Raw genomic sequence first — 25168 nt, forward strand, 5'->3', positions numbered from 1 at the left:
CTCGGGCCGTCCCCTCTTCAACTATCGGCCAATAGTAGGTAAGGATGTGGGCGAACCCGCCGCGGGTGGGGCCGCTACCGCGCAGCCCCGCCCGCTTCCCAAGGCCAGAAGGAGTCCGTGCTGGTGGCATCCCTGCCCCTTCGCCGTCCCCCCGCGAGCCACCCGCCCGTCCGTCGCGGCGGGCTGGCCCGCCGTGCACTCGTCCTGCTCGCGGCCGCTGCGCTCGGCGCCGGGCTCCTGGCGGCACCGGTCCACGCCGCGCCCTCGGCGGACGAGATCGAAGCGCAGATCGACAAGCAGTGGGAACAACTCGAGCCCACCATCGAAGGCTTCAACAAGGTGCGGGCCCAGCTGAAGGTCAACCAGAAGAAGGCGGCGGACCTCGAGAAGAAGATGGCCCCGCTGGAACTGGAGTCCGCGCTGGCGATGAACCGGGTCGGCGCTATCGCCGCCCGGTACTATGTGCGGGGCCCCTCGCAGGAACTGGGTGCCCTTCTGGTGAGCACCAAGCCTGGGACCCTCGCCGAACAGTTGGTGATCCTCGACCGGCTTGCGGCCCAGCAGCACCAGGAAATCGCCGGTGTGCTGGCTGTCCGCGACCGGTACCAGGCGCAGAAGAAGAAGCTGGACGAGCTGATCGCCGCGGAGGTCAAGCAGCAGGACGAGTTGGCGGCGAAGAAGAAGCAGATCGACGCCGAGATCAAACGCCTGACCGCGTCGCTGCCGAAGACGACGGTGAAGGTAACGGGCTGCCCCACTATCAGCGGCGTGGTCAGCAGCGCCGCGCAGACGGCGATCCGCGTCGCCTGCCAGCAGGTCGGCGACCCGTACGTCTGGGGGGCCGACGGCCCGGACGCTTTCGACTGTTCTGGGCTCACCCAGTACGCCTACAAGGCCGCGGGTATCTCGCTCACTCACTTCACCGGCGCGCAGTGGAACGAGGGTCGGCCGGTGTCCCGGGCCGACGCCCGCCCCGGCGACCTGATCTTCTTCTTCAGCGACCTGCACCACATGGGGCTGTACCTGGGTAACGGCCTGATGGTGCACGCGCCGCGGGCCGGTAAGCCGGTCAACGTCCTGAGCATCACCTACATGCCGGTCGCCGGCTTCCGCCGCGTCACCTGAACCGTCGGTCGATGACAGGAGGCTCCCATGGCCGAAGGCCGCGGGAGCCTCCTGTCACCCCGGGGGATAGGTCAGGCTGTTACTCCTGGTACGCCAGGTTGATCATCATGCCGGTCTCGGCGTGGTAGATGTTGTGGCAGTGGGTCATCCACTGGCCCGGGTTGGTCGCGTCGAACTCGACCGCGACGGTCTGCTTCGGCACCACGATCACCGTGTCCTTGCGGACGCCGGTGTCGGTGACGGCGAACGTGTGGCCGTGCACGTGCATGGGGTGGAACATCGTGCTTTGGTTGACGAACTCCAGCCGCACCCGCTCGCCCTGGCCGACCAGCAGCGGGTCGAGCTTGTCGGTGGTGGTGCCGTTGATGGTCCACCGGTAGGGCATCATCGAGCCGCCCAGTTCCAGGCGGTGCACCCGATCGGCCTTGCGGCGCTCCAGTTTGACGGCGTCGGCAGGGCTCAGGCCGCCGGTGAGCAGCACTCGGAGGTCCAGCTCCGCAGGGTGGACAGTCGCGGCCGGCGGGCTGCCGGCGCCGGTGCGGACCACGGCCACGCCTTGGCCGCTCTTGCCTTCGGCGACCGCGACCAGGGGAAAGACGCCGTCGCCGAGGTCCACGGTGACGTCCGCCCGTTCCCCCATGCCGAGCACCAGGGCGTCGCAGGTGGTGGGGGTGACGGGGAAGCCGTCGGTGTGGGTGACGGTGAGACGGTGGCCGCCGAGGGCGATCCGGAACGCGGTGTCGGAGGCGGCGTTGACGAGGCGGATCCGCACCCGCTGGCGCGGTCGACCGGTCAACGTCACCGGGGCGTCCGGTGCCCTGCCGTTGATCAGATAGTGCGGGTAGACCACGTCTCCTGCCCCACCTAGCAGGGGCGAGGTCATGCTCTCCATGCCGCCCATCGACATGCCGCTCATGCCGCCGTGCTCCATGCCGGCCATGCCGTTCATGCCGGCCATGTCGTCGTGGCCGCCCATCGACTGCAGCGACGCCAACACGTCGTCGGGTGTGCGGCCGGTGCCGTCGACCCAGTCGTCGAGCACCACGATCCACTCCTGGTCGTACCGGCCGGCCTCGTGCGGGTCGTCGACCACGAGCACACCGTAGAGAGCGCGGTCGAGCTGGACTCCCGAGTGCGGGTGGTAGAAGTAGGTGCCCGGGTCAGGGGCGGTGAACTCGTAGGTGTGCGTTCCGCCCGCAGCGATCGACCGCTGGGTCACTCCGGGCACGCCGTCCATGTCGTTGCGCAGCGCGACGCCGTGCCAGTGCACGCTCGTCTCGGTGGCCAGACCGTTGGCCACCTCGACGCGGAGCACGTCGCCGGCCCGCGCGCGCAGCAGCGGACCCGGCGCGGAATCCTGGTAGCCCCAGGTCTGCACCTGCCGGCCGCCGAGGTCGAGGGTGACCGGGCGCGGGTTGAGCCTCGCGGACACGGTGCGGGCGCCGGCCCGCCGTCGCGCTGCCTCGGTCCGGGCCACCAGGTCCCCGCCCGGAGCCACGAGACGGGGGTCGAACAGCCCGCCGGCCCAGGCGGCGGCGCCGGCCGTGCCGGCGATACCGACCGTGCCGGCGATTCCGGCCAGCAGTCGTCGGCGGGTGAGGGTGGGGGACATGGCTGCTCCTTCGGCTGCGAGGAACCCTGTCTGCAGCCTGACCTTCGCCGCGGGCCGACGGCCACGTCGCACGGCTTTCTTCAGTGAATCTTCATGAGCGATCGCCGGTGACCTGGGTCCGCCCGGCCTGACCGGCAGGGCAGGATTGGCCCATGGGTGTACGTGTGCTGGTGGTCGACGACGAGCGCAGCCTGGCCAAGGTCGTCGCCAGCTATCTGGAGCGCGACGGTCACGAGGTGAGCTGCGTCTTCGACGGCCGGTCGGCGGTCGCGGCCGCCCGGCGGGACCGGCCCGACGTGGTGGTGCTGGACCTCGCCCTGCCGGGCCTGGACGGCATCGAGGTCTGCCGCCAGATCCGCACGTTCACCGACTGCTACGTGGTCATGCTCACCGCCCGCAGCGAGGAGGTCGACAAGCTCATCGGCCTCGGCGTCGGCGCGGACGACTACCTGACCAAGCCGTTCAGCCCGCGCGAACTCGTCGCCCGGATCCGCGCCATGCTGCGCCGTCCCCGCGCCGCCGTGGCCCCGGCCGCGGAGCAGTCGACCCGGACGGTCGGCGGGCTGCGGGTCGACCTGGCCGGCCGTGAGGTGTACGTCGACGAGCAGCCCGTGGAACTCACCCGGACGGAGTTCGACCTGCTTGCCGCGTTGTCCGCGCAGCCGGACACGGCGCTGCGCCGCCGGCAGCTCATCGACGCGGTGTGGGGTGCCGACTGGGTCGGCGACGAGCACCTCGTCGATGTGCACATCGCCCACCTGCGCCGCAAGCTCGGCGACGATCCCGCCGGGCCCCGGTTCATCCGCACCGTCCGCGGCATCGGCTACCGGATGGGGCGGGGATGAGACGACAACTGGGACTGCCGGGCCGGCTTCTCGCCGCCCAGGCCCTCGTGGTGCTGGTCGGCGCGGGAACCCTCGGCCTGGTGGCGGCCGTGGTCGGGCCGGCGATCTTCCGGAGCCATCTGAGGCGGGTGACCGGTCCGGTCGACCCCGGGACCGCTCATCACGTCGAGCAGGCGTACGCCTCGGCCAGCGCCCTCGCCCTGGGGGTCGCGATCGCCGTATCGCTGCTCGCCGCCCTCGCCGTCAGCGCCTACCTGGCTCGCCGCCTTGCCCGACCGGTCACCCAGTTGGCGACCGCCGCCGCGGACGTCAGCCGGGGCGACTACGCGGCACGGGTCAACGGTCCCGGCCTCGGTCCGGAGTTCGACACGGTCGCCGCCGCCTTCAACACGATGGCCGCCCGGCTGGCCGACGCGGAGGCGACCCGCCGCCGTCTGCTGGCCGACCTCGGCCACGAGCTGCGTACTCCGTTGGCCACCATCGAGGCGTACGTGGACGCGGCCGAGGACGGGATCGCGGTCGAGGGCGAGGACACCTGGACGGTGCTGCGGGCGCAGACCACCCGGCTGCGCCGTCTGGCCGAGGACGTCGTCGCGGTGTCCCGCGCAGAGGAGCACCAACTCGACCTGCGCCCCCGACCGGTCGCCGTCGGTGAGCTGGTCAGCGCTGCCGTGGCCGCCGCCCGGCCCCGGTACGCGGCGAAGGGCCTCACCCTGCACGAGCAGGTGGCACCGGACGTCGGAGTGGTCGACGCCGACCCGGTACGGATGGGGCAGGTGCTGGGCAACCTCCTCGACAACGCCCTGCGCCACACCCCACCGACCGGGCGCGTCAGCGTGCACGCCACCCGGGCTGCCGACGAGGTGCGCGTCAGCGTCACCGACACGGGAGACGGCATCGACGCGCGGCACCTGCCGCACGTCTTTGAACGCTTCTACCGGGCGGACGCCGCCCGGGACCGCGAGCACGGGGGATCGGGCATCGGGTTGGCCGTCGCCCGCGCTATCGTGACCCAACACGGCGGCAGGATCACCGCCGCCAGTGAGGGCCCCGGCCGGGGCGCGATGTTCACCGTCGCCCTGCCCGGCGCAGGGCCCGCCGCAGGCAGCTGACGAAGCGCGTGGGGGAGGCCCGTCAGCGCAACCCGTCCAGCCTGCGGCGGTACTCCTCGTCGTCCAGCTCGCCACGGGCGTAGCGCTCGGCCAGGATCCGCCGGGCGGAGTCGCCGTGGTCCGTCGCGCGTCGGCCGGTGCCGACCGTGAGCCAGACCGCCGCGACGATGATCACGGCCAGGACCAGCCAGCCGACCATCATCAGACCCATCGGCCAGAACCAACCGTTGCCATCATGCATGTGGGTCACGTCCTTTCCGCTGTCGGACCCTGCTGTTCTCCTGGACCTGACGGCGTCGCCGGCATACCCGTCGCCGCTGCCGGCTCACCTGACCGACGAATTCGTCTCCGACGGGCCGCGGCGCTCGCTGCCACCGGAGTGACCGCTGTGGTCACCGTGGCCGCCGTGCATGAACAGCATCATCAGCGGGCAGGCGAGCGCGAGCAGCCCGTACGCCACCGAACGTGCCGGCACGCCGATCGCCAGCGCCCCCGCGATGAGGATCACCAAGGCGGTCACGTACAACGGCAGATGTCGCCTCATCACCGGTCTCCTTTCTCGTAGCTCCCAAACCGAGCCTGCTCCCGGGTTCCGCCGGGCGGCAGCGCCTACCGGCCCCGGCCGTACGGTCGAAGGTCCTACCCCCTCCGGGTAGCGGTAACAGGAAGCGCTCAAGACCACGTACCAGCAGCCTTGCCCTATACCCCCTAGGGGTATATGTTCGAGGCGGAGGTGGACCTCATGACACGCCACGACACCCACCATGCCCCGCTCGCGACGGCACCCGAGCACCCGCACCCCGCTCACGGCCACGTCGCCGAGCGGCACGCAGATCACACGCCAGAGCGTCGCCCGCCGGATCAGCCCCAGCACCACGACCACCACGGGGGACACGGCGGCGGACACGACAAGCACGCCGGGCACGACCCGGAGCAGTTCCGGCGCAAGTTCTGGCTGAGCCTGGCGCTGACCGTGCCGATCGTCGCCACCAGCCACATGATCATGGACTGGTTCGGCTACACCCTCGACTTCCCCGGCATGACCTGGGTCGGGCCCGTCCTGGGGTCCCTGGTCTTCGCCTACGGCGGCTGGCCGTTCCTGGCCGGCGCCGTTCGGGAGGTCCGCGACCGGGCTCCCGGCATGATGCTGCTGATCGCGATGGCGATCACCGTCGCGTACGCCGCCTCGCTGGCCACGAGCCTGGGTGCGTTCAGCCTCGACTTCTGGTGGGAACTCGCCGCGCTGGTCACCATCATGTTGCTCGGGCACTGGCAGGAGATGAAGGCGATCGGGCAGGCCCAGGGCGCCCTGGCGGCCCTCGCCGCCCTGCTGCCCGACGACGCCGAACGCCTCGACGACGCCGGGCAGCCGCACCGGGTGCCCGCCGGCGACCTGCGCGTCGGCGACCTGGTCCTGGTCCGCTCCGGCGGCCGGGTTCCCGCCGACGGACGGATCGTCGACGGGGCCGCCGAACTCGACGAGTCCATGGTCACCGGCGAGTCCCGGCCCGTGCCCCGTACGGTCGGCGACAAGGTGGTCGCCGGCACCGTCGCCACCGACTCCACCCTGCGGGTCCGCGTCGACGCCGTCGGCGAGGACACCGCCCTGGCCGGCATCAGCCGGCTCGTCGCCCAGGCGCAGGCGTCCGCCGGCCGCGCGCAGGTGCTCGCCGACCGGTTCGCCGCCTGGCTGTTCTACCTCGCCACCGCCGCCGCGCTGATCACCTTCGGCACCTGGTGGGCACTGGGCGACGTCAACGAAGCCGTGGTCCGTACGGTGACGGTTCTGGTGATTGCCTGCCCGCACGCCCTCGGGCTGGCCATCCCGCTGGTCATCGCCCTGTCGACCGCGGTGTCGGCGAAGGCGGGCATCCTGGTCAAGGACCGCATGGCGCTCGAACGCATGCGTGGCGTGGACGCGGTGCTGTTCGACAAGACCGGCACCCTGACCAAGGGCGCCCACACCGTTACCGCCACCGCCGCCACCGCAGGGCTCACCGAGGACGAGGTGCTGCGGGTCGCCGGCGCGGTGGAGGCCGACAGTGAGCACCCGCTCGCCCGGGCCCTGGTGCGGGCAGCCCAGGGGCACGGTCTGATTGCCACGGCGCGGGACTTCCGCTCCCTGACCGGACGCGGCGTCCAGGCCGTGGTCGACGGCACCTCCTACGCGGTCGGCGGTCCGGCGCTGTTGCGGGAGCTCGATGCCACTGTGCCCGCCGACCTGGCGGACGCCAGCAGCCGGTGGTCGGCCCGCGGCGCGGCCGTCCTGCATCTGCTGCGGCTGCCGGCGGACGGCCGACCCGAAACGATCGGCGCGTTCGCGCTGGAGGACGAGGTCCGGCCGGAAGCCCGGGAGGCGATCACCGAGCTGCGGGAACAGGGCGTCAAGAAGATCGTGATGATCACCGGAGACGCCCGCCCGGTCGCCGAGGCGGTCGCCGCCGACCTGGGCTTCCGCCCCGGTGTGGACGAGGTGTTCGCCGAGGTGCTCCCGGCGGACAAGGACCGCGCGGTCGCCGACCTGCAGGCGCGGGGCCTGACGGTGGCCATGGTCGGCGACGGGGTCAACGACGCGCCCGCCCTGGCCCGCGCCGACGTCGGCATCGCGATCGGCGCCGGCACCGACGTGGCCATCGAATCCGCCGGTGTCGTCCTGGCCTCCTCCGACCCGCGCGGCGTCACCGGCGTGATCCGGCTGTCCCGCGCGTCCTACCGCAAGATGGTGCAGAACCTGGCCTGGGCGGCCGGCTACAACGTGGTCGCGATCCCCGTCGCGGCCGGCGCGCTGGCGTGGGCGGGCGTGGCGCTCAGCCCGGCGGTCGGCGCGGTGCTGATGTCCGCCTCCACCATCGTGGTGGCGCTCAACGCACAACTGCTCCGACGGGTCCGCCTCACCCCCGGACGCCGTTGAACGTCCCGCTCTGGCCCGGCCGGCTCGCCGCAGGCCGGGCCAGAGCCGTCACGAGGGATCCGGGCGGCGACACGGACCGCCGGTAGGCGACCGCGACGGCCAGGGACAGCACCACGATCCACCCGGAGGCCAGCACCAGCGCGCCGAGTTCGTCGAACCCCCGGGTCAGCGCGCCGTCGAGGAGAACCCTGACGCTGCCGTAGCCGGGAAGCGCCTTCGCCCAGGACGGCGGCTGGGAGCGCAGCATCGGGCTCTGGCTGATGCCGAGGTCGAGAAAGGGCAGCAGAAACGCCATGAACACCCCACCGACCCGGCCGAAGACCGGCGCGAGCAGCGCACCGACGAGCGCGTACGTGCCGGCGACCAGAAGGTTCCCGGCGGCGTACACCGGCCAGCGGACCGCGTCGAACACCGACGCCGTGGTGGCCAGCGACACCACCGTGGCCAGCAACGCCGCGGCGGCGAGCACCCCGAGCCGGCCGGCCAGCAACGCCGCCGGACGCAACCCCGCCAGGGCCGCGCGGCGGTCGCCGGCGCGGCTGTCCAACAGCGTGAACAGACCGGCCAACGCCGCCAGCGAGGCGACCGCGATGGGCGCCATCGTCGCCCCGTGCACCTCGGGCATCGGGTAACTCCCGGCCAGCCGCCGGCCGTGCTCCCGCACCGTCACCGTGATGGGCTGGTCGGGAGTGATCGCGTCCGCCAGCAGGATGAAGATCACCGGCACCGCGACGTAGAGCGCCCACAGGGCCGGATTGCGGCGGGCGTCGCGCCACGCCGCCCGGCCGGCGCCCGCAAGCTGGGCCCGCCACCCGCCCGGCCGCTGCCGGCGACGGGGCTGCCCGGCGCGGCGGGTACGCCGCACCGCGAGGGTCCAGGCGACCGCGACCGCCGCGACGGTCCACACCAGGGCCCAGCCGACGTCGCCGAGCCGGCCGGCGTGCCCCGACGGGAGATCCACCATCCACGAGGTGACGAAATGCGTCGGCAGTATCCGGGTGCCCACCCGCTCCTGGGCCCCCATCGCCGGGCCGAGAAAGACGTCCAGGATCCAGATCAACAGCACCACCACCGAGCCGTTGACCGGGTTGCTCACTAGCGTTCCCACGGCCGTGCCGATGGCGACGTAGATGACCGCCGCCATGAGTGTGCCGACCACCACGTGCCCCGGGCGGTCGATACCGGTCCGGAGCGCGAGTGTGACCAACGCGATCGCGCTGACCAGCACGGCCAGCGCCAGCCCGGTGAGAAGCCGGGCCGCGACCATGCGTGCCGGCCGCAGCCCGGCCAGCACCACCCGTTGGTCAGTGTCGCGGGTGGCGGCGCTCTGGAAGTACATGCCGATGCCGGCGAGGAACGCCGCCGACCACGCGGCGGTGGCGTTCTCGACCGCCGCGCCGCCGCGGCCGCCGAGAATCCGCGCGGCATCGGCCAGGGTGCCCGCCACCACCGCCACGAAGACCACGGGTACGACGACCAGCAGCAGCAGGTTCACCCGGTTGCGGGCGTAGTCGGCCAGGAACCGCCGCACGAACGCCAGGACGGTCACCGGGATGCCACCCGGCCGTCCGTGATGGCCACGATCCGGTCGAAGCGCTCCTCGTCCACCACGAAGTGGCTGATGACCAGTGCGCTGCGGCCGGCCCGCCGGCGCTCGCCGACCAGGTCCCAGAACTTCTGGTACGTGTCCCAGTCGAAGCTCGCGTAGGGCTCGTCGAGCAGCATCAGTTCCGGGTCCGGCAGCAGGGCCAGTGCCAGGTTGAGCTTGGCGAGGGTTCCGCCGGAGAGCCGCTCGGCGCGGGTGCGGGCGTACCGGGGGAAGCCCAGTTGGTCATACAACGACTGCCGGGACCGCTCCGTCTCCTCCTCGGCCATGCCATAGGCGTGGCCGAACAGGTCGAAGTGCTCGTCGCAGGTCAGCCGCGGATACAGCTGCGGGCTCTGCGGGCAGTAGCCGATCCGTCCGCGGTGCGACACGGTCCCCGCGTCTGCGCGTAGCGCGCCGACCAGAATCTTCATCAGGGTGCTCTTGCCCGAGCCGTTCTCACCGATCACCCCGACCACCTGACCTGGCCCCAGGTCGAGATCCACCCCACGCAGCACGGGCAACGCCGCCGGAACGGTCCCCGACGGTAGGACTTGCGCAGGCCCCGGGCCGTCAGCACGGCCGTCCCCGGCGGCCGGTCGGCTGCGGATTCCTCACCGCCGGTCACAGGTCACCTCCGTGCGCACGGGGTGGTGGTGCGAGGGTTCGTACTGCCCCAGCTTAGGGGCGGTGGGGGAGGGGTACCGCCGTTACGCCGGGCCCGTCTGCAGCGGCTGCCACCGCGCACGGTGAGGGCGACGGGAGTGTCCCGGGTGGTTCCGCGCGCCTGCCCGGCATCCTGGTCTTCGTGGTGTGGGTCCCCTCGGCAGGGTGCCCATGCGTGCCATCTACTATGCGTGATTAGTAGACGCGTGTCGGGATCGCTCGTTCCTGCCCATCTCGGCACGTGTGCTCTCGTGACACACGAGGAGGTGGCGATGCGACAGGTGGCGGGTTACCCCCATCGCGCGACGCAGCGCGCGGCGACTCTGGCACTGGCCGGCGCCATCGGCGCGGCGGCGGCGTTCGTCCTTCGCTTCGATCCGACCGACCGGGTCGCCGACCCCACCGGCCCCTGCCTCTGGCACGCGATGACCGGCATCAACGGTCCGGGTTGCGGCGGCACCCGAATGTTCTACTACCTGCTGCACGGCGACCTCCTCGAAGCGGCCCGCCACCATCTGGCCGCTCTGATCGCCGTTCCCTTCCTTCTCTACGCGGGCATTCGCTGGGCCGGCGTCGCCTGGTTCGGGCGGGAGTTGCCTGCGCTGCGGTTGTCGCCACGCGTCTACTGGATCTATGGTGCCGCCTTCCTGCTCTACAGCACCGTGTTGCGCAACCTGCCGTGGCCACCGTTCAGCTGGTTCGACATCCCGAACCTGACCCCTTGATGCGGCGGCTTCAGACCTCGATCTCTGGCAGGCGGATTTGCACCGACTATCCTGGTACAGCATGAAAAGCGCGAAGGCGGGCGCGTCGGGCGGGCCGGAGCAGCGCGCGGCCCTGTGGCTGATGCTGCTCGTCGCACTGGCCTTCGGTGTTCTCGGCATGCACACCGTCGGCCACCATCCCAGCCTCAGGGGCTCCGGCGTCGAAAGCGCGATGGCGGACCTGCGGCACACACCCGTGGTGCCGGCAGGCGAGCAGAGCCTCAGCGGCTCGGACGGCCACGGTCGCGGCGTTGACGCATTCGCCGTATGTCTGGCGGTGCTCGGCGCGGCGGTCGTTCTCGCCTCCCTGTCGATGCTCCGGCGGTGCCGACGAGAACTGCCCGTATCCGCACGCGCCAGGCAGTGGACGTGGGGTCGAGGATGTGGCCCTCCGCCCCGACCTCCCCTCGGACTGCGGATGACCGCGGTGTCGGTCCTGCGGACATAGACCCTCGCGCGCCGCCAAGCCCCCATCACAGGACCGTCTGCCAACCACTAGCGACAAGGACCATTCACTCGATGAAGCGAACCATCCTGCGCCGGACTGCCCTTGCCGGTGTCGCCCTGTCCGCTCTGCTCGTCACTGCCGCCTGCGGCGGGGGCGACGACATGGCCGGCATGGACCATTCCAACAGCAGCCTGTCGACCGGCGCCTCGTCCGCAGCGAACGGCACGTTTAACGACGCAGACGTCATGTTTGCCCAGATGATGATTCCGCACCACCAGCAGGCCGTTGAGATGGCCGGCCTCGCTCCGAGCCGCGCGAAGGACCCGGAGCTGAAGGATCTGGCCGCCAAGATCAAGGCCGCCCAGGATCCCGAGATCACCACCATGAAGGGCTGGCTGACGGCGTGGGGGAAGCCCACGTCTCCGCCCAGCGGCCACAACATGCCGGGGATGTCGGCCTCGCCCGGGCATGACATGCCGGGGATGAATTCGGACATGCCGGGCATGATGTCCGACCAGGAGATGGCTGACCTCACGGCCGCCAAGGGCACTGACTTCGACAAGAAGTTCGCCCAAATGATGATCGCCCACCACAACGGCGCCATCGAGATGGCCAAGACCGAACAGGCCAACGGCAGCAACCCGGACGCCAAGGCTCTCGCCGCCAAGATCGCCGCAGACCAGGCGGCGGAGGTGCGGACCCTCCAGAAGATCCTCGACCGCCTGTAGGCGCGTACCTGTCCGGCCGGGCTCGAACTCTGGTTCGAGTCCGGCCGGTCCCTTTTCCGGCTGACCGCCCTGAATCCTGTGGCCGGGGCCTCACCTGCGGAATGCGGGAACCGGGCCGCCAGTTGGTCCTTAACCGCAGGCCGGAGCCGGACGCTCCGGGGTGTGCGTATCCCGGCTCGCAGGCGCGTGCCGAACCGAGAAGAGCGGCGAGTGGTCCGCGTGATCGCTGCGGCTCCCCGAGGAGAGGCGATACATGAACAACCCTGCCCGACGGTTTTCGGTCAGCAACACCCACAACTCCGCCGTGGTGAGGAAATGCGTGGCCGCGGCGGGAGTGGCTCTTGCCGGCATCGTCGCCGCAGGTCCGGCGACAGCTGCCTTTGCCAACCCGGCTGCTGCCGAGGCGACAGCCAGAGCAGCTTCCGGCAAACAGGTGAACGACTACACGTTCCAGGCGCAGCCCAACATCTACTACTGCGGTCCTGCCTCCACGCGGATCGCGCTGAGCGCGCAAGGAAAGATCGAAGACCAGGACAAGCTGGCGAGTGAACTTGGCACCACCTTCGCCGGCACCGCCTCGGCCTTCGAGATCACCCGAGTGCTCAACGACAGCCTGGGCGAGCGGGAGTACAAGACCGTGGAGATTCCCAACGAATCGGCCAGCGCCGACGAGGTGCACCGGCTCAGGGCCGACCTCACCAAGGCCATCGACGAGCAGCGCATCCCGGTGGTCAACGTCATCGGTGCCGCCGTGGGTGCCGAAGGCGTCACCCGATCCTTCCCCGTGGGGCACTACCTCACCGTGGTCGGCTACGACAGCGACGGGGGCCGTCTCAAGATCGCCGATCCCTGGCAGCCTGTCGGTGATGGCACCTACTGGATCTCGGCTGCGGACCTGGCGAACTGGTCCGCCTCGCGCGGCTACTCGGCCTGACCAGCACCGTGGGCCCCTCGCCGTTCTGGCGAGGGGCCACTGTGCGGCTCGGCGATCCGGCGACGGACCCCTCCACCGCGGTCGATCCGACGATCAGGCCCAGATCACGTGGGTGACGACCATGGTGCCGTCGGCGAAGTGCCGGACGTAGGTGGAGTGCCGGTCGGCGCGGGAGCCGCTGACCAGCGTGCCCCAGCACTCCGGGGAGTTGCCGACCGAGGCGCCTGCCGGCGCGGAGCCGACCGTGCTGGTCGAGTCGACGTGCGAGTAGATGGTGACCAGTTCGTCGTAGTCGTGCTGGTTGGGGTGCTGGTTGGTGCTCGGGTCGTTGGTGTAGTCCATGCAGGTGCCGAGGTTGGCGTTGTTGAAGTTCTCGTCCTGGTGGTCGAGGCCGAAGGTGTGGCCGACCTCCTGGCAGGTGACGAGGTTGCGCCACGCCGGGGTGTTGTACTGGGCGGTGTTGAAGTAGGTGTCGTTCAGCTTCACGGTGCCCTGGGTGATGTGGGTGCCGCCGGTGACCGAGATCGAGGCGATGCCGAGCCAGCCGTTGTTGCCGTAGGTGGAGTTGCACACCTCGACCCGACCGGCGGTGGCCTTGCAGGTCTTCGGGCTGACCGAGCCGGCCACGACGGTCGTTCCAGGACGGTGGACTTGCTCCAGTCGGCGGAGGCGCCGGACAGCGCCGAGTCCCACTGCGAGCTGACGTTGTCACCGAGCTTCAGGCTGAACGGGTTGGCGGTGCGAGCCCAGTGGTAGCCGCCCCAGCTGTGGTTGGCCTGGGCGGGCGACGGGAAGGCCAGCAGGGCGAGGGCGGCGGCACCGGCGGCGGCCAGCAGTTTATTGCGCATTCCAGCTCCTCTGGGAGTGCCGTGGAGGGTGGGTACGGCATCGACTCGGGTCACTTCATACGCCTGCCCTGGCGGGGGTGGAACCTTGCGGAACGCAACCTTTCCGCCGTCTGCAAATATGGACCATCGTCGAGGTCGTTCTGGCCGGGCCGCGCGCTCCTGAGGTATCGGGCCTCTGTGCTCGCCAGCCCTCACGGTCCCGGTGCGCCTTGCTGGCCTGGCGGGTCGCCCCGCGTACCCTTGCGGGCACGAAGGGAGCGCACGTGGCAGAGCTGGGCAGACTCGAGGCGGCGGTCATGGACGTCCTGTGGCGGGCCGGCCAACCTCTGCTGGTCAGAGAGGTCCTCGACGCACTGACCACCGACCGCGCTCTGGCCTACACGACGGTTCTCACCGTGCTCGACAACCTGCACCGCAAGGGTTGGGCGGCGCGTGCGAAGGATGGCAAGGCCTACCGTTATCGCCCAGCCGGCAGCCGGGAGGAAATCGCCGCTCGCACGCTGCGTCAGGTGCTCGAGACCAGCACGGACCCCGACCTGGTGCTTCTGCATTTCGCCAGGTCGGCCTCGGATCGGGAACTGCACATCATCAAGCAGGTGCTCCACGAGCGGGAGCCCGGGGCGTGAGCGTCGCGCTGGCACTGGTCGCCGGTGTCGTGGCCGCCGCCTGGTGGGGGCCCGTCGCGTTGCGATTCTGCTTCCGCCACGTTGCTGACCCGGTCGCCGTGCTGCTCGGCTGGCTCGGGCTGCTCGTCGCCGTGACGGCCACCTTCGGCGTCGCCGTCGCCGTGTTGCTCGCCCCGGGCGCTGCCCACGAGTGGGCACTGCATGACCTCGCCCGACTGTGTTGGCACTGGGCGCGGCCCAGCCGTCCCCCGGCCCTCGGCGAGGTCCTCGGCGGGGCGGGCGCTCTGGCCATGGTCGCGGCATTCACGAAGTTCGCCGCGTCCTGCGTCCGCCGCGCCCGGACGGCCGGTCGCGCCCGGCGCGTGCACGGGGATCTGCTGGCTCTCTCCGGCGGCGCGGCCGAGCCCGGTGACGGGGCGGTGCTGTGGATCCCACACCCCACCCCGTTGGCGTACAGCCTCGGCGGGGCCGGCGGGTTGACTGTGCTCGCCAGCTGTACCCGAGATCTGCCGGCGGATCAGCTCGCCGCGGTGCTGAGCCACGAGCGCGCCCATCTGCGCGAGCGCCACCACCTGCTGGTATCCGCCGTGGAAGGGCTTGCATCGGCCGTTCCCTGGCTGCCGCTGACGCGGGAAGCACCCGCCGCCGTCCGTCTGCTAGTCGAGCTGCGTGCGGACGCTGCGGCCGTCCGGGAGTGCGGCCATGCGGCCGTGCGCAATGCGCTCTTGAGCTTCGCTGGTGCGCCCCATCCGCCGTCCGCCCTGTCGATGGCCGGGGGAGAAGTGGGAGTCCGGTTGCAGCGGCTTCAGTCGCGTACCCCGCACGGCCGCAATCTTGCGACCCGGACCGCGTTCGCTGCGGCCGCCCTCGGGGCGCCCGTGGGCATCGGCATGCTCGCCGCGGTCCTCACCTGTCTCTAGACGGCCGCCGCGCACTCTGACGCGTGGGATGGAAGCGTCAGCCGGCGAGGCCACCGGTTTCATGGCCGCTGCTGGTCAGGTGGGCACGCAGTTGGTCGTCGGTGGGCTCGACCAGGAATTTGCCGTCCGGCCACACCAGGGTGGGAATGCGACGTTGCCCCTGCTGCAGGCCACGGATCAGGTCCGCCGCAGCCTGGTCCTCATCGACGTCGACGTACACGTACGGGATGCGGGCGGCGTCGAGCAGGGCGCGGCTGCGTCGCACGTCGGGACACCAGCCGGTGCCGTACACGACGAGCTCATCGGGGCGGGAACGATCGTTGACGGTCAACTCGGTCTCCTCGTCGCCGGGACGGATGGCAAGGCGGCATCCCTGGGCGCCAACCGGTGCCCCAGGGATGCGAGATGCCCCGCGGGTCAGTCCACGAGCTGGTAGCCGGCCCGCTGCACGACCGCGCGGACCTCGGCGGTGTCCAACGGGTTCTCGCTGAGAACGGTGATGGTGCCCGCGGCCACGTCGGCCTGGACGTCGGTCACGCCGGCGATCTCGGAGACGTGCCCGGTCACCTTCTTGGCGCAGCCGCCGCAGGTCATGCCGGACACCTGGTAGGTGCTCCGGGCGCCGCTGCCGGTGCCCTGGGCCGCCGGGGCGCTGTCGATCGTGATGGTGCCGCAGCCGCAGCTGGCTTCATTGCCGCACATGGGATCTCCTCGGTGTCGCAGACGATGGCGTGACGGTGCGCAAGGCCCGTCCGTCGACGGTCGGCTGTGCGCCGGCCCGCAGGCGTTTGAATATACCCCTCCCCGGTATGCCCCTCAAGACCTCGACCGATCCGTGTGCTTACCCTGGCATGTCATCCGGATCACTTGACGACAGGTACCGGTGGGGGGTACAAAATTGCCGCTACCCATACCCCCTAGGGGTAAGAAAAGGAGTGATCACGATGTCATCCGGATCGAAGCGCTGGTGGGCCCTCGGACTCATCGCCCTCGCCCAGTTCATGGTCATCATGGACACCTCGATCATCGGCGTCGCGCTACCACGCATACAGGCGGATCTGGGTTTCTCACCGGAGAGCCTGTCCTGGGTCTTCAACGCCTACGTCGTCGCGTTCGGCGGCCTGCTCCTGCTCGGCGGCCGGCTGTCCGACCTGTTCGGCGCCAAGCGGATGTTCGCCGCCGGCTGGGGTGTCCTGCTCATCGGCTCCGCCGCCGCGGGCCTGGCCGGCAGCGTCACGGTCGAACTGGCCGCCCGCGCCGTACAGGGAGCCGGTGCGGCGCTGATCGCCCCGTCGGCGCTGACGCTGCTGATGATGCTCTTCGGCGCCGAACCCAGGGAACTCACCCGGGCCCTCGCCCTCTACGGCGCGGCGGCACCCGCCGGTGGCACCGCGGGCGTCTTCCTCGGCGGCGTCATCACCGAATACCTCAGCTGGCCGTGGGTCTTCTACATCAACATTCCCATCGCCGCGCTCGCGCTGCTGGCCACCCCGGCCCTGATGCCCGCCGGCGGTACCCGCCGCGGTTCGCTGGACGTGCTCGGCGCCCTCACGGTCACCATCGGTCTCGGCGCCGCGGTGTACGGCATCGTCCGCGCCCCCGAGGTGGGCTGGGCCTCTGGGCAGACCTGGCTGGTGCTCGCCGGAGCCGTGGTCGCCCTCGCGGCGTTCGTCGCCATCCAGGCGGCCCGCCGGGAGCCGCTGATGCGGCTGTCGATCTTCCGGGCGCCGAACCTCGCCGCCGCCAACGTCGCCCAACTTCTGCTCGGTGCGGCGTGGATCCCGATGTGGTTCTTCCTCAACCTCTACCTGCAGCAGGTCCTCGGCTACAGCGCCTTCCCCAGCGGCGCGGCACTGCTGCCGATGACCATCCTCATCATGATCGGCATGATCGCGCTCGCCCCGCGCGCCATCGCCCGCTTCGGCCCGAAGCCCATGGTGGTCACCGGCCTCGCGGTCCTCGCCGTCGGACTCGGCTGGCTCGCGTTGGTCCGCCCCGACGGCAGCTTCACCGTTGACGTGCTGCCGGCCTCGCTGGTCGCGGCGCTGGGTATGTCGCTGGCGTTCATCCCGTCGCTCGGTACGGCGATCTCCAGCGCCCGCCCCGAGGAGGGCGGACTCGCCTCCGGCATCGTCAACACCGGCTACCAGGTCGGCTCCGCGCTCGGCCTGGCCGCGATGACCGCGGTCGCCTCCGCCGCCGGCGCCGACCGGCTCGGCGATCTGCCCGCCCTCACCGACGGATACTCCGCCGCCTTCGTCGGCGCCGGGATCATCGCCGCCGCAGGCGCCCTCACCGCCGGTCTCACCCTCCGCGCGGCCAAGCGACAGCCTGTTAACGAGGCCGAGACAGTACCCGCGGCCTGACCGAATCCATCAACCGCCTGTCTGACGCCGGTGGATGAGTCTGATCCCGACTGATCCACCGGCGCATTCATACGATCAGCGCCCGACCCACGCGAGGCGGCCCTGGCGGTGAGGTGCCCTCGACTCCTGTCACGCGCTGCTGCCGACTACGTCTCGGCGTTGACGAGGATCGCGGTGACCAGCACGACGGCGACCATCAGCAACGCCTCGACCAGGACAGTGCGGCGTAGCTGATAAGTGGCGTCCATCGCGCGGTCATCCAGCCTGGGCACGACGCGCCGGCTGTTGTACAGCCCGACGAGGGCAACAGCCGCCACCAGGGCGACCTTGACGAGAAGCACCCGCCCCCAGTCGGTGGTCACGAGATGGCCCGGCCGTTCCAGGATCAGCAGGGTCAACGCGACGCCAGCGACACCCGTGAGCGCTACCGCGGCGGTGGCCGGTATGGAGAATCGCACCGCCATTTCGGCGGCACCCGTCGGTACGCCGAGGCGGGCGCGGCTCAGCAACAGGGCAGCCAGGAGAAGAACTCCGCCGACCCACACCGCGGCGGCAATGGTGTGGGCGAAATCGGCCGCCACGACGACGGCCCGAGGTTCCGCGGTGACGGTGTGCCCATCGACCAGAAAGGAACCCAGCAGCAGTGCCACGGTGACCGCCATGAGCACAGGCCGCACCGGTCGCGCTCGCACCCGCTGAACGCCGTCGCCGGCCGCGCTGACGGCGGCAGCCGTCACCAGGTTCCGGGAGTCGGTGGGTATCGCTGCGACGGTCGGAACGGAGTGACGCCCGACCGCGTGCCGGCCCCGAATCAGCGCCGCTTCGAGTGAACCGGACACGAGCAGACCGGCCGCACCGGTGAGTCGCAGGACCAGGCCGGCGGCCACCGGTGTCTGGCTGAGGGCGGTCACCGACGAGGCGCTGGCCGCCGAGGCGAAGGTGCCCTGCTCGCTGAAGACCGCCGCGAGTGCAACCAGCTCAAAGGCCGCTCCAGCCGCCACCGCCAGCCCCGCCGTCCGCACCCAGATCTGCACCACCCGGATGTCACTGCGTGTGCCGACCAGTGTGGTCAACGCGAAGACAAGACCACCGACACCGAGCAGGATCGCCCCGTAGGAAAGCCAACGCCCGACGGCGCCGACAAACCGCACCGGCGCCTGTTCCGCGTCGGCGGTGTGGCCAACAGCGTGTCCTCCCGCGTGTGCCGACGGCGAAGCCGGGGGCACACCTGGCCCACCATGGCCGGCATGTCCGTGCGGGCTGGCTGTTGCCTGGGGTTTAGCGGCCGTTCCGGGCGTCGGGGGAGGCGAGGCCACCGTAAACGTGATGACACCCGTCAGGGGGTGGGCGTCCGGGGCCGCGACGCTCCATCGCAGCTTGAACGTGCCGGTGGTCAGGCGAGCGGTCGGGTGGACCAGCCACGTTCGGCCTCCGTCGGGCGTGTGGCTGGCGGCCGGTAGGCCGATGCCGTTGCCGTCGGAAAGCTTGAATCCCGCTCCTGTGGGCGTGCCGGCGGCGCTGAGCGTCAGCCGGATTTCCTGGACGGCGCCGTCGATCCGCGCGCCGTCGGCCGGAACGGCCCGGAGCAGCTTGAAATGTGCGGCCGCAGGGGAAGCGAACCCGAGGGCCACGATGAGGGCGGGAAACAGCGCCAGCCACACCCGAATTGCCCAGCGCGCGGCGCGACGTGCTGGCGACTGAGGACATGCGAGACCCGGCGATGCAGCAAGCAAGGTCAGGCCGCCCGGCGACGCCGCTGGAAAGGCACTGTTGATCCTTCCGCCAAGGAGGCGCGGGCCGGTGCCCACACATCGCTCCCACGTGGTGCGGTCGCCATCCTAGGTCAACTACTACCCGCCCTTAGTAGGGGCGGGTCAGCTTCGACGATCCAGAAAGTCAGGTTGGGGGAGAGCGCCAGCATGGTGGCATCGCCGACTCGCAACGGCGACGGACTGCGCCGGGAGTGGTGCGAGGCATTGCCGCGGTCCCGGTCGGCCGTGGTCGGGTCGCTCTGTGGCCCCGCGGTGACGGATTTTGAAGCGGGCCACCGCGATCAGCGCGACGATCATGCTCTCGTACGCGGTTCCCACTTGCTTCGCGCGGCGCGCGCCCAACCGTCGGCAGGGCGGCGATCCGGCCTTACGCCGCCCGCCGGGATTGGGTTGATTTTCGTCGAAGCCACGTCGACATTCGAACGTCGAGCTACCCGCGGTCTGCGCGGGCTGACTGCCGGGTGTCACGAGCGCCGCCAACTTCATCTCCATGAACGCCTGTGCGGTAACGGGGAGCTCGCACTGACTTGTGTCTGCGCGCGGCCTCGGCCCGTACCACCACTACCGCCGCTGCTGCCGGCCCGGGTTTGCTGAATTGTGACTGAAATTGGTGTGGGGCTACGTACGGCCGCCCAGGAAACGGCCATTCGGGTGAGTATGCGGCGATCGGCCAAGCAATTGAGCGCCAACAGCATTCCGATGTCCGGTTACGTCCCGAGGGTTCCGCTATAACTGCTCGTCCCATTGAGTGGCATGAGTAACTGGAGGTTCCGATCAGAGTAGCGATGTTCGAGGCTTATGCAGGTGGGAGCCCTTGGCATACGACGTACCCACCGGTAATGTCGGCGCGTCCGGTGCGGTTTCCGATCGCAAGTGGCGACGCCGCTCCGACCCGCCTAATCGTGATCTCATGAACCGGGGACCCAGGCAACACCGGGGTGAATCCGCGAGCCACGGCCCGCGGTAGGGCGTACTTCCCGCCCGAATCCGTCAGCTAACCCGGTAGGCGGCCACGGAAGGAGTGCCAGCCTCGTGCGAAACACCTCCCGATACTCCCCACGCCTCCACGGCATCGCGGTGCCGACACTCGCCTGACTGTGAGTCCCGGCAACTGCCCCCCAGCCCGGCCCACCGGGCGCTCCCCATCCCCGCGGCACCCCGCCCAGTCACAACGTGCGTGAGTTCCTCCGCGCGTCGGGCCGGCCTGTGCCGCTCCAGCCCGTGGAGGAACACATGAAGCACCACATGAAGCGTCAGCTGCGGCGTCTTGTGACCGAGCGCCCGTACAAGATCATCGCCGGCTCCGCCGCGGCGCTCGTGCTCGCCAGCGGCGTCGGCACGGCGCTGGCCGCCACCGATCACAACGCGCCCGTCCGCCAGGGGAACACCGCCGCCGGGCTGGCTCCGCGGCTCGGTGATGTCGCCACCCGCGGCGAGGCTCGCGTCGCCGCCGAGCCGTCGCCGTCAGCGAAGGACAGGGCCACGACCGACCCGGACGTGACCAAGAAGGCGAGGCCGAAGCCTCCGTCGACCAAGGTCCTCGACCACACCTACGAGGCGCAGACTGCCTACTGGAACTGCGGCCCGGCCGCTGTGCGCAACGCGCTCAGCGCGAGCGGCGTCGAGACCACCCAGGACGCGATGGTCGCCCCGCTGAACGCTGGCGAGAACGGCACCAACTCGGCGGAGGACACCACTCGCGGGCTCAACCAGATGGTCAAGGGCAACCCGTACCGGACGCACATGATCCCGGGCCAGGCCGCGACGCCGGCGCAGATCGACCAGCTCCAGGCCGACGTGGTCACCGCCATCACCGACGGCCGTGCCGTGGTCGCCAACACCGTCGGCTCCGCGACCGATACAGACGGCGGCTGGCACTCCTTCCCCGGCGGCCACTACATCGCCGTGGTCGGATATAAGGACGACGGCCGGACGGTGCGGATCGCCGACTCCGCCGACCCGAACATGGCCGCCTACTGGATGACCACCATCGACCTGGCGAACTGGATGGCCACCCGCGGCTACTCCGCCTGATCCCATCTCCGGCCCTCGGGCACCGGCTCGTTCGAGCCGGTGCCCGTCGCCTTTCGGTTCGCGCCCAGTAGCAGGCAGGACGGCACGTCGTGCGCCCTCTGGTATGGCTCAGCCGATCATCTTGTGCGGTCAGGTTAGGTGCCGCCCGACGCGGCGGGCAGGGGCGAACACGTACAGGTCCAGCATGCCGGGTGGGTTGGCCAGGCCGGGGCCGCCGGCGCGAAATCCGAACCAGCCCCTCTGTGGACTTTGGTGCGTCACCGATAACGGCATGACGCCGACACGGGAAACTCCATAGTGCCGCTCGCTGCTATAGGATTACGGCATGAGCACCCATGCTGAGCATGGGTGCCGTGACTTTGTGTCCGAATCCCTCGGACACAACATCTCCACATATTGATCATGGGTTGAACGGGCTCACTTGCCTGAGGCTCCTGTGGTCGGTGTACATCGTTCCTGATCGCAGATGATGCTGATCTTGTTTCTGTGCAGGAGCGCGGCCAGGTCATGCGGGTTCTGGGCGTCGCTGGCGAGGCCGGGATGTCCCATCAGTCGCGCGATGATGTGGTCTTCCCTGAGGTAGAGCATCTTGCGTCGGCCGTTGGTGGGCTGTTGGGTGCTGGTGTGGCCTTGGCGGCATCGGTAGCCCGGACGCTGGTTGATCCAGTGGGATTCCAGTCTTCGGCCGCATGGTGCGCAGCGCAGCAGGCCGGTGAACAGGTAGCGGCGGGCAGTCCCGTCGTGGCTGGCCACAACTGCACACCGTGCTGTTCGAGCAGGGGTGCCAGGTGCTGCAGCTGGTTGGCGGAGAATGCTCGTTCGTATTCGCCGACCACGATCGCGTCGAACCCACGGTGCGGATCGGGGAGCGCGGCCAGCAGCGCGGCGGCCTGCGGACGCTGCCGCCAGCCGCGGCGGCGCGAGCAGCCGGCATCGAAGTACTCGGCGACGATCAGCCCGTGACCGGCGACGAGTTCGCTGGCGCAGTCCCGCTGCCAGTGCCGGGACGTCACCCGGTCTTGATGCTCGATGGTCGACATCCGGCCGTAGAACGCAAACCGCAGACCACCCTGCCGCCGGACGCGCGGCTGCGCGCCGGCGTGCGGCTGGCTGTTGAGCCATCGGGTCATGGGATCCGCGGGATCGTCACTCTGGTGGTCCGACACGCCAACATTTCTACGAAGGATCTTCATGGTCGAGTCGGACAAAAAGTCCGCTGCGCTGGATGAAGGGCTGTCGGGCCGGAGCCGGTGGTAGCCGCCCGAACAAGGCGGTCCAGCTACGACCGCCCGATGCAGGCCGCGCCGACGAGTGGCCCACGGGACTTTCGAACGCGACGTGGTGACGCAGTGGTTCGCCGACCTTGAGATAAGCATCCGGGGCAGGACGGGAACCCGCACCCGCACGACGGCTGCGGCCGTGGAGTGTCGTAGTCTGCGCTGGTGACGTGGGACGGTCCGGCTGGTGCGATGCGCGGCTACCGCGCTGTCGCGGTGGCGGTCGTCGTCGCTGCGGTTCTGGTCCTGCACGCGCTGCAGTGCGCTAGGGGTCTGGACACTGCGACACCTTCGGCGGCTGCCAGTTCCACGACCTCCCTCGCTTCCTACGACGCGTCTGCGGCCCTGAACAGCCTCGCTGATGCCCTCGCCTCCGCCGATCCGGAGGCGACTGACGGGCATCATGCGCCGGCAGATGGCGGGAGCGTGGCCGTGACGGCCTGCCTGCTGTTGCTGGTGATCGGCGGCGCTGTCGTACTGGGGGCATTCCAGCGCTGGGTCCGCCGGCTACCTGTTGGCCGGGGGCTGCGTCACCGGCCGGTGAGCCGGCCTGTGACGGTCCGGCTGCTGTCACTGTTGTGCGTGTCGCGGGTGTAGAACCGGTTTGCGGTTGTGAGCCCGTGGCGGTCCACGCGTCCTGATACGTGGCCGGCTGAGTAGCCGTCGCGGGCCTTCGTTCCTGCCGAGTCTGCCAAACGTGGTCCTGGCCAGTCGGCCAGCAAGCTCGGCTGTCCCTTCGTCGGGTCTGAGGATGCCGTGAACGACACCGTCACTTACATGCTGGCCGTGCGCGGGTTGTGCTGCGACCGTGCGGAGAGCGCAGTACGGCGAATTTTGGAAGATCTGCCGGGGGTGCATCGGGCGCACGTGTCCGCAGCAGCGGGCCGCGCGGTGGTGGACGCCGACCCGGTCGTCGTCACCGCTCCCGTGCTGACCGCGGCGCTCGCCGCGTCCGGCTATCCGTCCCGGCTGGAATCGCTCTGATCTCCGGCCCGCCCGCCGCCTCCTGATCGGGGCGTGCGGTAGCGGGTTGACTCATTCGTGGAGAGTCGATGGCTGCTCTATCTGACAATCTGTTCACTCTTGCTCTCCTCGGCCACCTCACGGCCGTGATCGCCTTTGCCGCGGCCCAGGTGGCACCGCGGCGGGTTGCCGTACCGGTTCCTGCGACGGTGCCTGCGGCTGCCGTCCCGACGATGGCTGCCGTGTCGCGCCGGGTTGCCATCGGGCGCGTCGTCGGCCTGGGCGCGGTCGGGGCGGCCGCGGCGGCGCAGGCCGGCAGCCTGGTCGCCCGGGCGGCCGCGGCGGGGCGCGTGCCGTGGGGAAACATGTACGAGTTCATCGTGGCGGTGACCCTGGTCGGGGTGCTCGCCTGGCTGGTCCTGGCGGTCCGGCGCCCCGCGTTGCGGCCACTGGGCCTGTACGTCGCGGTGTGCGCGTTGGTGCTGCTCGCCGCGGCGGGCCTGCACGTGTACACGCCGGCGGGTCCGCTGGTACCGGCGTTGCAGTCGGTGTGGCTGGCGGTGCACGTCAGCGCCGCCGCAATCGCGTCCGGGTTGTTCCTGATCGGGTTCGTCGCTGCCGTGGCCCTGCTGCTACGGGCGCGTTATGAGCGACGGGGCACGCCGAGATCGGGGGATCTGCGTGACACCTTGGCGGCGCGGCTGCCCGCGATGGCGGTGTGGCGGCGGCTGTCGTTCCGGATGCACGGGGCGGGCTTCCTGGTGTGGACCTTCGCGGTGATGGCCGGAGCGGTGTGGGCGGAGGCGGCGTGGGGCCGCTTCTGGGGCTGGGACCCGAAGGAGACGTGGGCGTTCATCTCCTGGGTGGTGTATGCGGCCTACCTGCACGCGAACGCGACCGCGAGTGTGCGGGCCACCACCGCGGCGTGGGTGGCGGTGGTGGGCTGGGCGACGATGATGTTCAACCTGTTCGCGGTGAACCTGGTGATCTCTGGTCTGCACTCCTACGCGGGGGCCTGAGCCGTGGTCAGCCGCTACTTGACGGGGTTTGCGCCGCGGCCCGCGGCGGTTGTCGCACCTGCGTGCGGCGCGGAGCTCTCCTCGTCGTGCGGCGCGGCGGCGGCCGAGAGCAGCCGGGCGAACAGCTGGGCGGTGCGGGCGCCGGTCATGCCGGTGCCCGTGAACCGGTGGGTCACCCCGTTGACGTGTTCGATCGTGACGGTGATGCCGCCGTTGGCCTGCTCACTGCGGGCCGCGCTGATGTCCCGTACGTGGATGGCGGAGCCGGGGTGGCGCTCGGCGCGCCAGAGCAGCACTGCGGCGACGGCTGCACCGATGCCGCCGGCGATGATCAGGCCGACTGTCGCGGCGGTGGCCCACAGGCCGACGGCCGGGCCGATCGCGTGGCCGACACCGATGGAGATGGCAGCGAGGCCGAGGCCGAGCATCACCGCTCCGGCGGACCAGTGCAGCAGCCTCCGCCAGCGGGTGGCGGCGGGGGTGATCCACACCGTGGTGTCGTCGGAGCGGAGGCTGGCGGTCTCGCCGGAGTCGAGCGCAACGGGGAACACCTTCACGCCGCTACCGTACGTCACGCAGAGAGAGGGCGGACAACATGCCTGGCTTCCCGAGC

27 protein-coding genes and 1 riboswitch are annotated in these 25168 nt (G+C 70.5%); of the genes, 16 read left to right on the forward strand and 11 right to left on the reverse strand.

Going from position 1 to position 25168, the window contains the following annotated elements; genetic code table 11:
- Positions 1 to 123: 123 nt before the first annotated feature.
- The gene (locus FHX31_RS08855) at positions 124 to 1125 is read left to right on the forward strand and encodes a C40 family peptidase (RefSeq protein WP_013476067.1); all 1002 of its coding nucleotides are present in this window, start codon (positions 124 to 126) and stop codon (positions 1123 to 1125) included.
- Positions 1126 to 1204: 79 nt separating this feature from the next.
- On the opposite strand, the gene FHX31_RS08860 is transcribed toward FHX31_RS08855, so the two are convergent.
- Positions 1205 to 2737, reverse strand: a complete 1533-nt coding sequence (locus FHX31_RS08860) for a multicopper oxidase family protein (protein WP_013476068.1) — start codon at positions 2735 to 2737, stop codon at positions 1205 to 1207.
- Positions 2738 to 2889: 152 nt separating this feature from the next.
- Here FHX31_RS08860 and FHX31_RS08865 point away from each other — a divergent pair, with 152 nt between their 5' ends.
- Together FHX31_RS08865 and FHX31_RS08870 are read left to right on the forward strand one after the other, a co-directional pair.
- Positions 2890 to 3582 (forward strand): response regulator transcription factor, encoded by a 693-nt coding sequence (locus FHX31_RS08865; RefSeq protein WP_013476069.1) that lies wholly within the window; start codon positions 2890 to 2892, stop codon positions 3580 to 3582.
- Positions 3579 to 4694 (forward strand): sensor histidine kinase, encoded by a 1116-nt coding sequence (locus FHX31_RS08870; RefSeq protein ID WP_013476070.1) that lies wholly within the window; start codon positions 3579 to 3581, stop codon positions 4692 to 4694. The genes FHX31_RS08865 and FHX31_RS08870 overlap by 4 nt, the downstream gene beginning before the upstream one ends.
- Before the next feature lie 22 nt (positions 4695 to 4716).
- On the opposite strand, the gene FHX31_RS08875 is transcribed toward FHX31_RS08870, so the two are convergent.
- Positions 4717 to 4935: an SHOCT domain-containing protein gene (locus FHX31_RS08875; protein WP_013476071.1), complete on the reverse strand. Its 219-nt coding sequence runs from the start codon at positions 4933 to 4935 to the stop codon at positions 4717 to 4719.
- Between the two features lie 84 nt (positions 4936 to 5019).
- Complete coding sequence (locus FHX31_RS08880; RefSeq protein WP_013476072.1) at positions 5020 to 5238, reverse strand: DUF2933 domain-containing protein; 219 nt, start codon at positions 5236 to 5238, stop codon at positions 5020 to 5022.
- Between the two features lie 198 nt (positions 5239 to 5436).
- Between FHX31_RS08880 and FHX31_RS08885 the strand changes: the two genes are divergently transcribed.
- The gene (locus tag FHX31_RS08885; protein ID WP_225319487.1) at positions 5437 to 7605 is read left to right on the forward strand and encodes a heavy metal translocating P-type ATPase; all 2169 of its coding nucleotides are present in this window, start codon (positions 5437 to 5439) and stop codon (positions 7603 to 7605) included.
- Here the strand turns inward: FHX31_RS08885 and FHX31_RS08890 are convergent.
- Both FHX31_RS08890 and FHX31_RS08895 read right to left on the reverse strand, forming a co-directional pair.
- Entirely contained in the window at positions 7586 to 9154 is a 1569-nt protein-coding gene (locus tag FHX31_RS08890; RefSeq protein ID WP_063778291.1) for an ABC transporter permease, read from the reverse strand. The genes FHX31_RS08885 and FHX31_RS08890 overlap by 20 nt on opposite strands.
- Positions 9151 to 9696 (reverse strand): ATP-binding cassette domain-containing protein, encoded by a 546-nt coding sequence (locus FHX31_RS08895; RefSeq protein WP_235437323.1) that lies wholly within the window; start codon positions 9694 to 9696, stop codon positions 9151 to 9153. The genes FHX31_RS08890 and FHX31_RS08895 overlap by 4 nt, the downstream gene beginning before the upstream one ends.
- Before the next feature lie 432 nt (positions 9697 to 10128).
- On the opposite strand from FHX31_RS08895, the gene FHX31_RS08900 reads away from it, so the two are divergent.
- From FHX31_RS08900 to FHX31_RS08915, 4 genes are all read left to right on the forward strand, one after another.
- The gene (locus FHX31_RS08900) at positions 10129 to 10581 is read left to right on the forward strand and encodes a DUF2752 domain-containing protein (RefSeq protein ID WP_030271525.1); all 453 of its coding nucleotides are present in this window, start codon (positions 10129 to 10131) and stop codon (positions 10579 to 10581) included.
- 61 nt (positions 10582 to 10642) lie between these two features.
- Positions 10643 to 11068, forward strand: coding sequence for a hypothetical protein (locus tag FHX31_RS08905; RefSeq protein WP_071098622.1), 426 nt, complete (start codon positions 10643 to 10645; stop codon positions 11066 to 11068).
- Positions 11069 to 11139: 71 nt separating this feature from the next.
- On the forward strand, positions 11140 to 11796 hold the full coding sequence (locus FHX31_RS08910) for a DUF305 domain-containing protein (RefSeq protein ID WP_030271527.1): 657 nt from the start codon (positions 11140 to 11142) through the stop codon (positions 11794 to 11796).
- A 253-nt stretch (positions 11797 to 12049) separates the two neighbouring features.
- A complete protein-coding gene (locus FHX31_RS08915) occupies positions 12050 to 12730 on the forward strand; it encodes a C39 family peptidase (protein WP_052166170.1) in 681 nt (226 codons plus the stop codon).
- Between the two features lie 93 nt (positions 12731 to 12823).
- On the opposite strand, the gene FHX31_RS08920 is transcribed toward FHX31_RS08915, so the two are convergent.
- Positions 12824 to 13357 carry a zinc metalloprotease gene (locus tag FHX31_RS08920; RefSeq protein ID WP_052166171.1) on the reverse strand — a complete coding sequence of 178 codons (534 nt, stop codon included), beginning with the start codon at positions 13355 to 13357 and terminating at the stop codon, positions 12824 to 12826.
- Positions 13358 to 13841: 484 nt separating this feature from the next.
- Here FHX31_RS08920 and FHX31_RS08925 point away from each other — a divergent pair, with 484 nt between their 5' ends.
- Positions 13842 to 14204, forward strand: a complete 363-nt coding sequence (locus FHX31_RS08925; RefSeq protein WP_082171187.1) for a BlaI/MecI/CopY family transcriptional regulator — start codon at positions 13842 to 13844, stop codon at positions 14202 to 14204.
- On the forward strand, positions 14201 to 15124 hold the full coding sequence (locus tag FHX31_RS08930) for a M56 family metallopeptidase (protein WP_030271533.1): 924 nt from the start codon (positions 14201 to 14203) through the stop codon (positions 15122 to 15124). Before FHX31_RS08925 ends, FHX31_RS08930 begins: the two co-directional genes overlap by 4 nt.
- 37 nt (positions 15125 to 15161) lie before the next feature.
- On the opposite strand, the gene FHX31_RS08935 is transcribed toward FHX31_RS08930, so the two are convergent.
- Entirely contained in the window at positions 15162 to 15455 is a 294-nt protein-coding gene (locus FHX31_RS08935) for a glutaredoxin family protein (RefSeq protein ID WP_047890777.1), read from the reverse strand.
- A gap of 86 nt (positions 15456 to 15541) precedes the next feature.
- On the reverse strand, positions 15542 to 15826 hold the full coding sequence (locus FHX31_RS08940; protein WP_036310742.1) for a heavy-metal-associated domain-containing protein: 285 nt from the start codon (positions 15824 to 15826) through the stop codon (positions 15542 to 15544).
- A 242-nt stretch (positions 15827 to 16068) separates the two neighbouring features.
- On the opposite strand from FHX31_RS08940, the gene FHX31_RS08945 reads away from it, so the two are divergent.
- The gene (locus FHX31_RS08945) at positions 16069 to 17490 is read left to right on the forward strand and encodes an MFS transporter (RefSeq protein ID WP_030271537.1); all 1422 of its coding nucleotides are present in this window, start codon (positions 16069 to 16071) and stop codon (positions 17488 to 17490) included.
- Positions 17491 to 17636: 146 nt separating this feature from the next.
- On the opposite strand, the gene FHX31_RS08950 is transcribed toward FHX31_RS08945, so the two are convergent.
- Positions 17637 to 19151: a copper resistance CopC/CopD family protein gene (locus tag FHX31_RS08950; RefSeq protein ID WP_030271539.1), complete on the reverse strand. Its 1515-nt coding sequence runs from the start codon at positions 19149 to 19151 to the stop codon at positions 17637 to 17639.
- A gap of 994 nt (positions 19152 to 20145) precedes the next feature.
- A riboswitch (cyclic di-AMP (ydaO/yuaA leader) is annotated at positions 20146 to 20286 on the forward strand.
- 209 nt (positions 20287 to 20495) lie between these two features.
- Between FHX31_RS08950 and FHX31_RS08955 the strand changes: the two genes are divergently transcribed.
- On the forward strand, positions 20496 to 21296 hold the full coding sequence (locus FHX31_RS08955; RefSeq protein WP_036310744.1) for a C39 family peptidase: 801 nt from the start codon (positions 20496 to 20498) through the stop codon (positions 21294 to 21296).
- A 417-nt stretch (positions 21297 to 21713) separates the two neighbouring features.
- On the opposite strand, the gene FHX31_RS32585 is transcribed toward FHX31_RS08955, so the two are convergent.
- A complete protein-coding gene (locus FHX31_RS32585) occupies positions 21714 to 22049 on the reverse strand; it encodes a recombinase zinc ribbon domain-containing protein (protein ID WP_230650663.1) in 336 nt (111 codons plus the stop codon).
- Between the two features lie 11 nt (positions 22050 to 22060).
- On the opposite strand from FHX31_RS32585, the gene FHX31_RS32590 reads away from it, so the two are divergent.
- From FHX31_RS32590 to ccsB, 4 genes are all read left to right on the forward strand, one after another.
- A complete protein-coding gene (locus tag FHX31_RS32590) occupies positions 22061 to 22525 on the forward strand; it encodes a hypothetical protein (RefSeq protein WP_225319833.1) in 465 nt (154 codons plus the stop codon).
- A gap of 213 nt (positions 22526 to 22738) precedes the next feature.
- Positions 22739 to 23170 (forward strand): hypothetical protein, encoded by a 432-nt coding sequence (locus FHX31_RS08965; RefSeq protein WP_030271542.1) that lies wholly within the window; start codon positions 22739 to 22741, stop codon positions 23168 to 23170.
- Positions 23171 to 23329: 159 nt separating this feature from the next.
- Entirely contained in the window at positions 23330 to 23557 is a 228-nt protein-coding gene (locus tag FHX31_RS08970) for a cation transporter (RefSeq protein WP_082171188.1), read from the forward strand.
- Positions 23558 to 23625: 68 nt separating this feature from the next.
- Positions 23626 to 24555 (forward strand): c-type cytochrome biogenesis protein CcsB, encoded by a 930-nt coding sequence (gene ccsB, locus FHX31_RS08975; RefSeq protein ID WP_030271546.1) that lies wholly within the window; start codon positions 23626 to 23628, stop codon positions 24553 to 24555.
- Between the two features lie 14 nt (positions 24556 to 24569).
- On the opposite strand, the gene FHX31_RS08980 is transcribed toward ccsB, so the two are convergent.
- Complete coding sequence (locus FHX31_RS08980) at positions 24570 to 25112, reverse strand: hypothetical protein (protein WP_123111663.1); 543 nt, start codon at positions 25110 to 25112, stop codon at positions 24570 to 24572.
- Positions 25113 to 25168: the final 56 nt, after the last annotated feature.

It is taken from the genome of Micromonospora sp. CNZ286, from assembly GCF_014207755.1.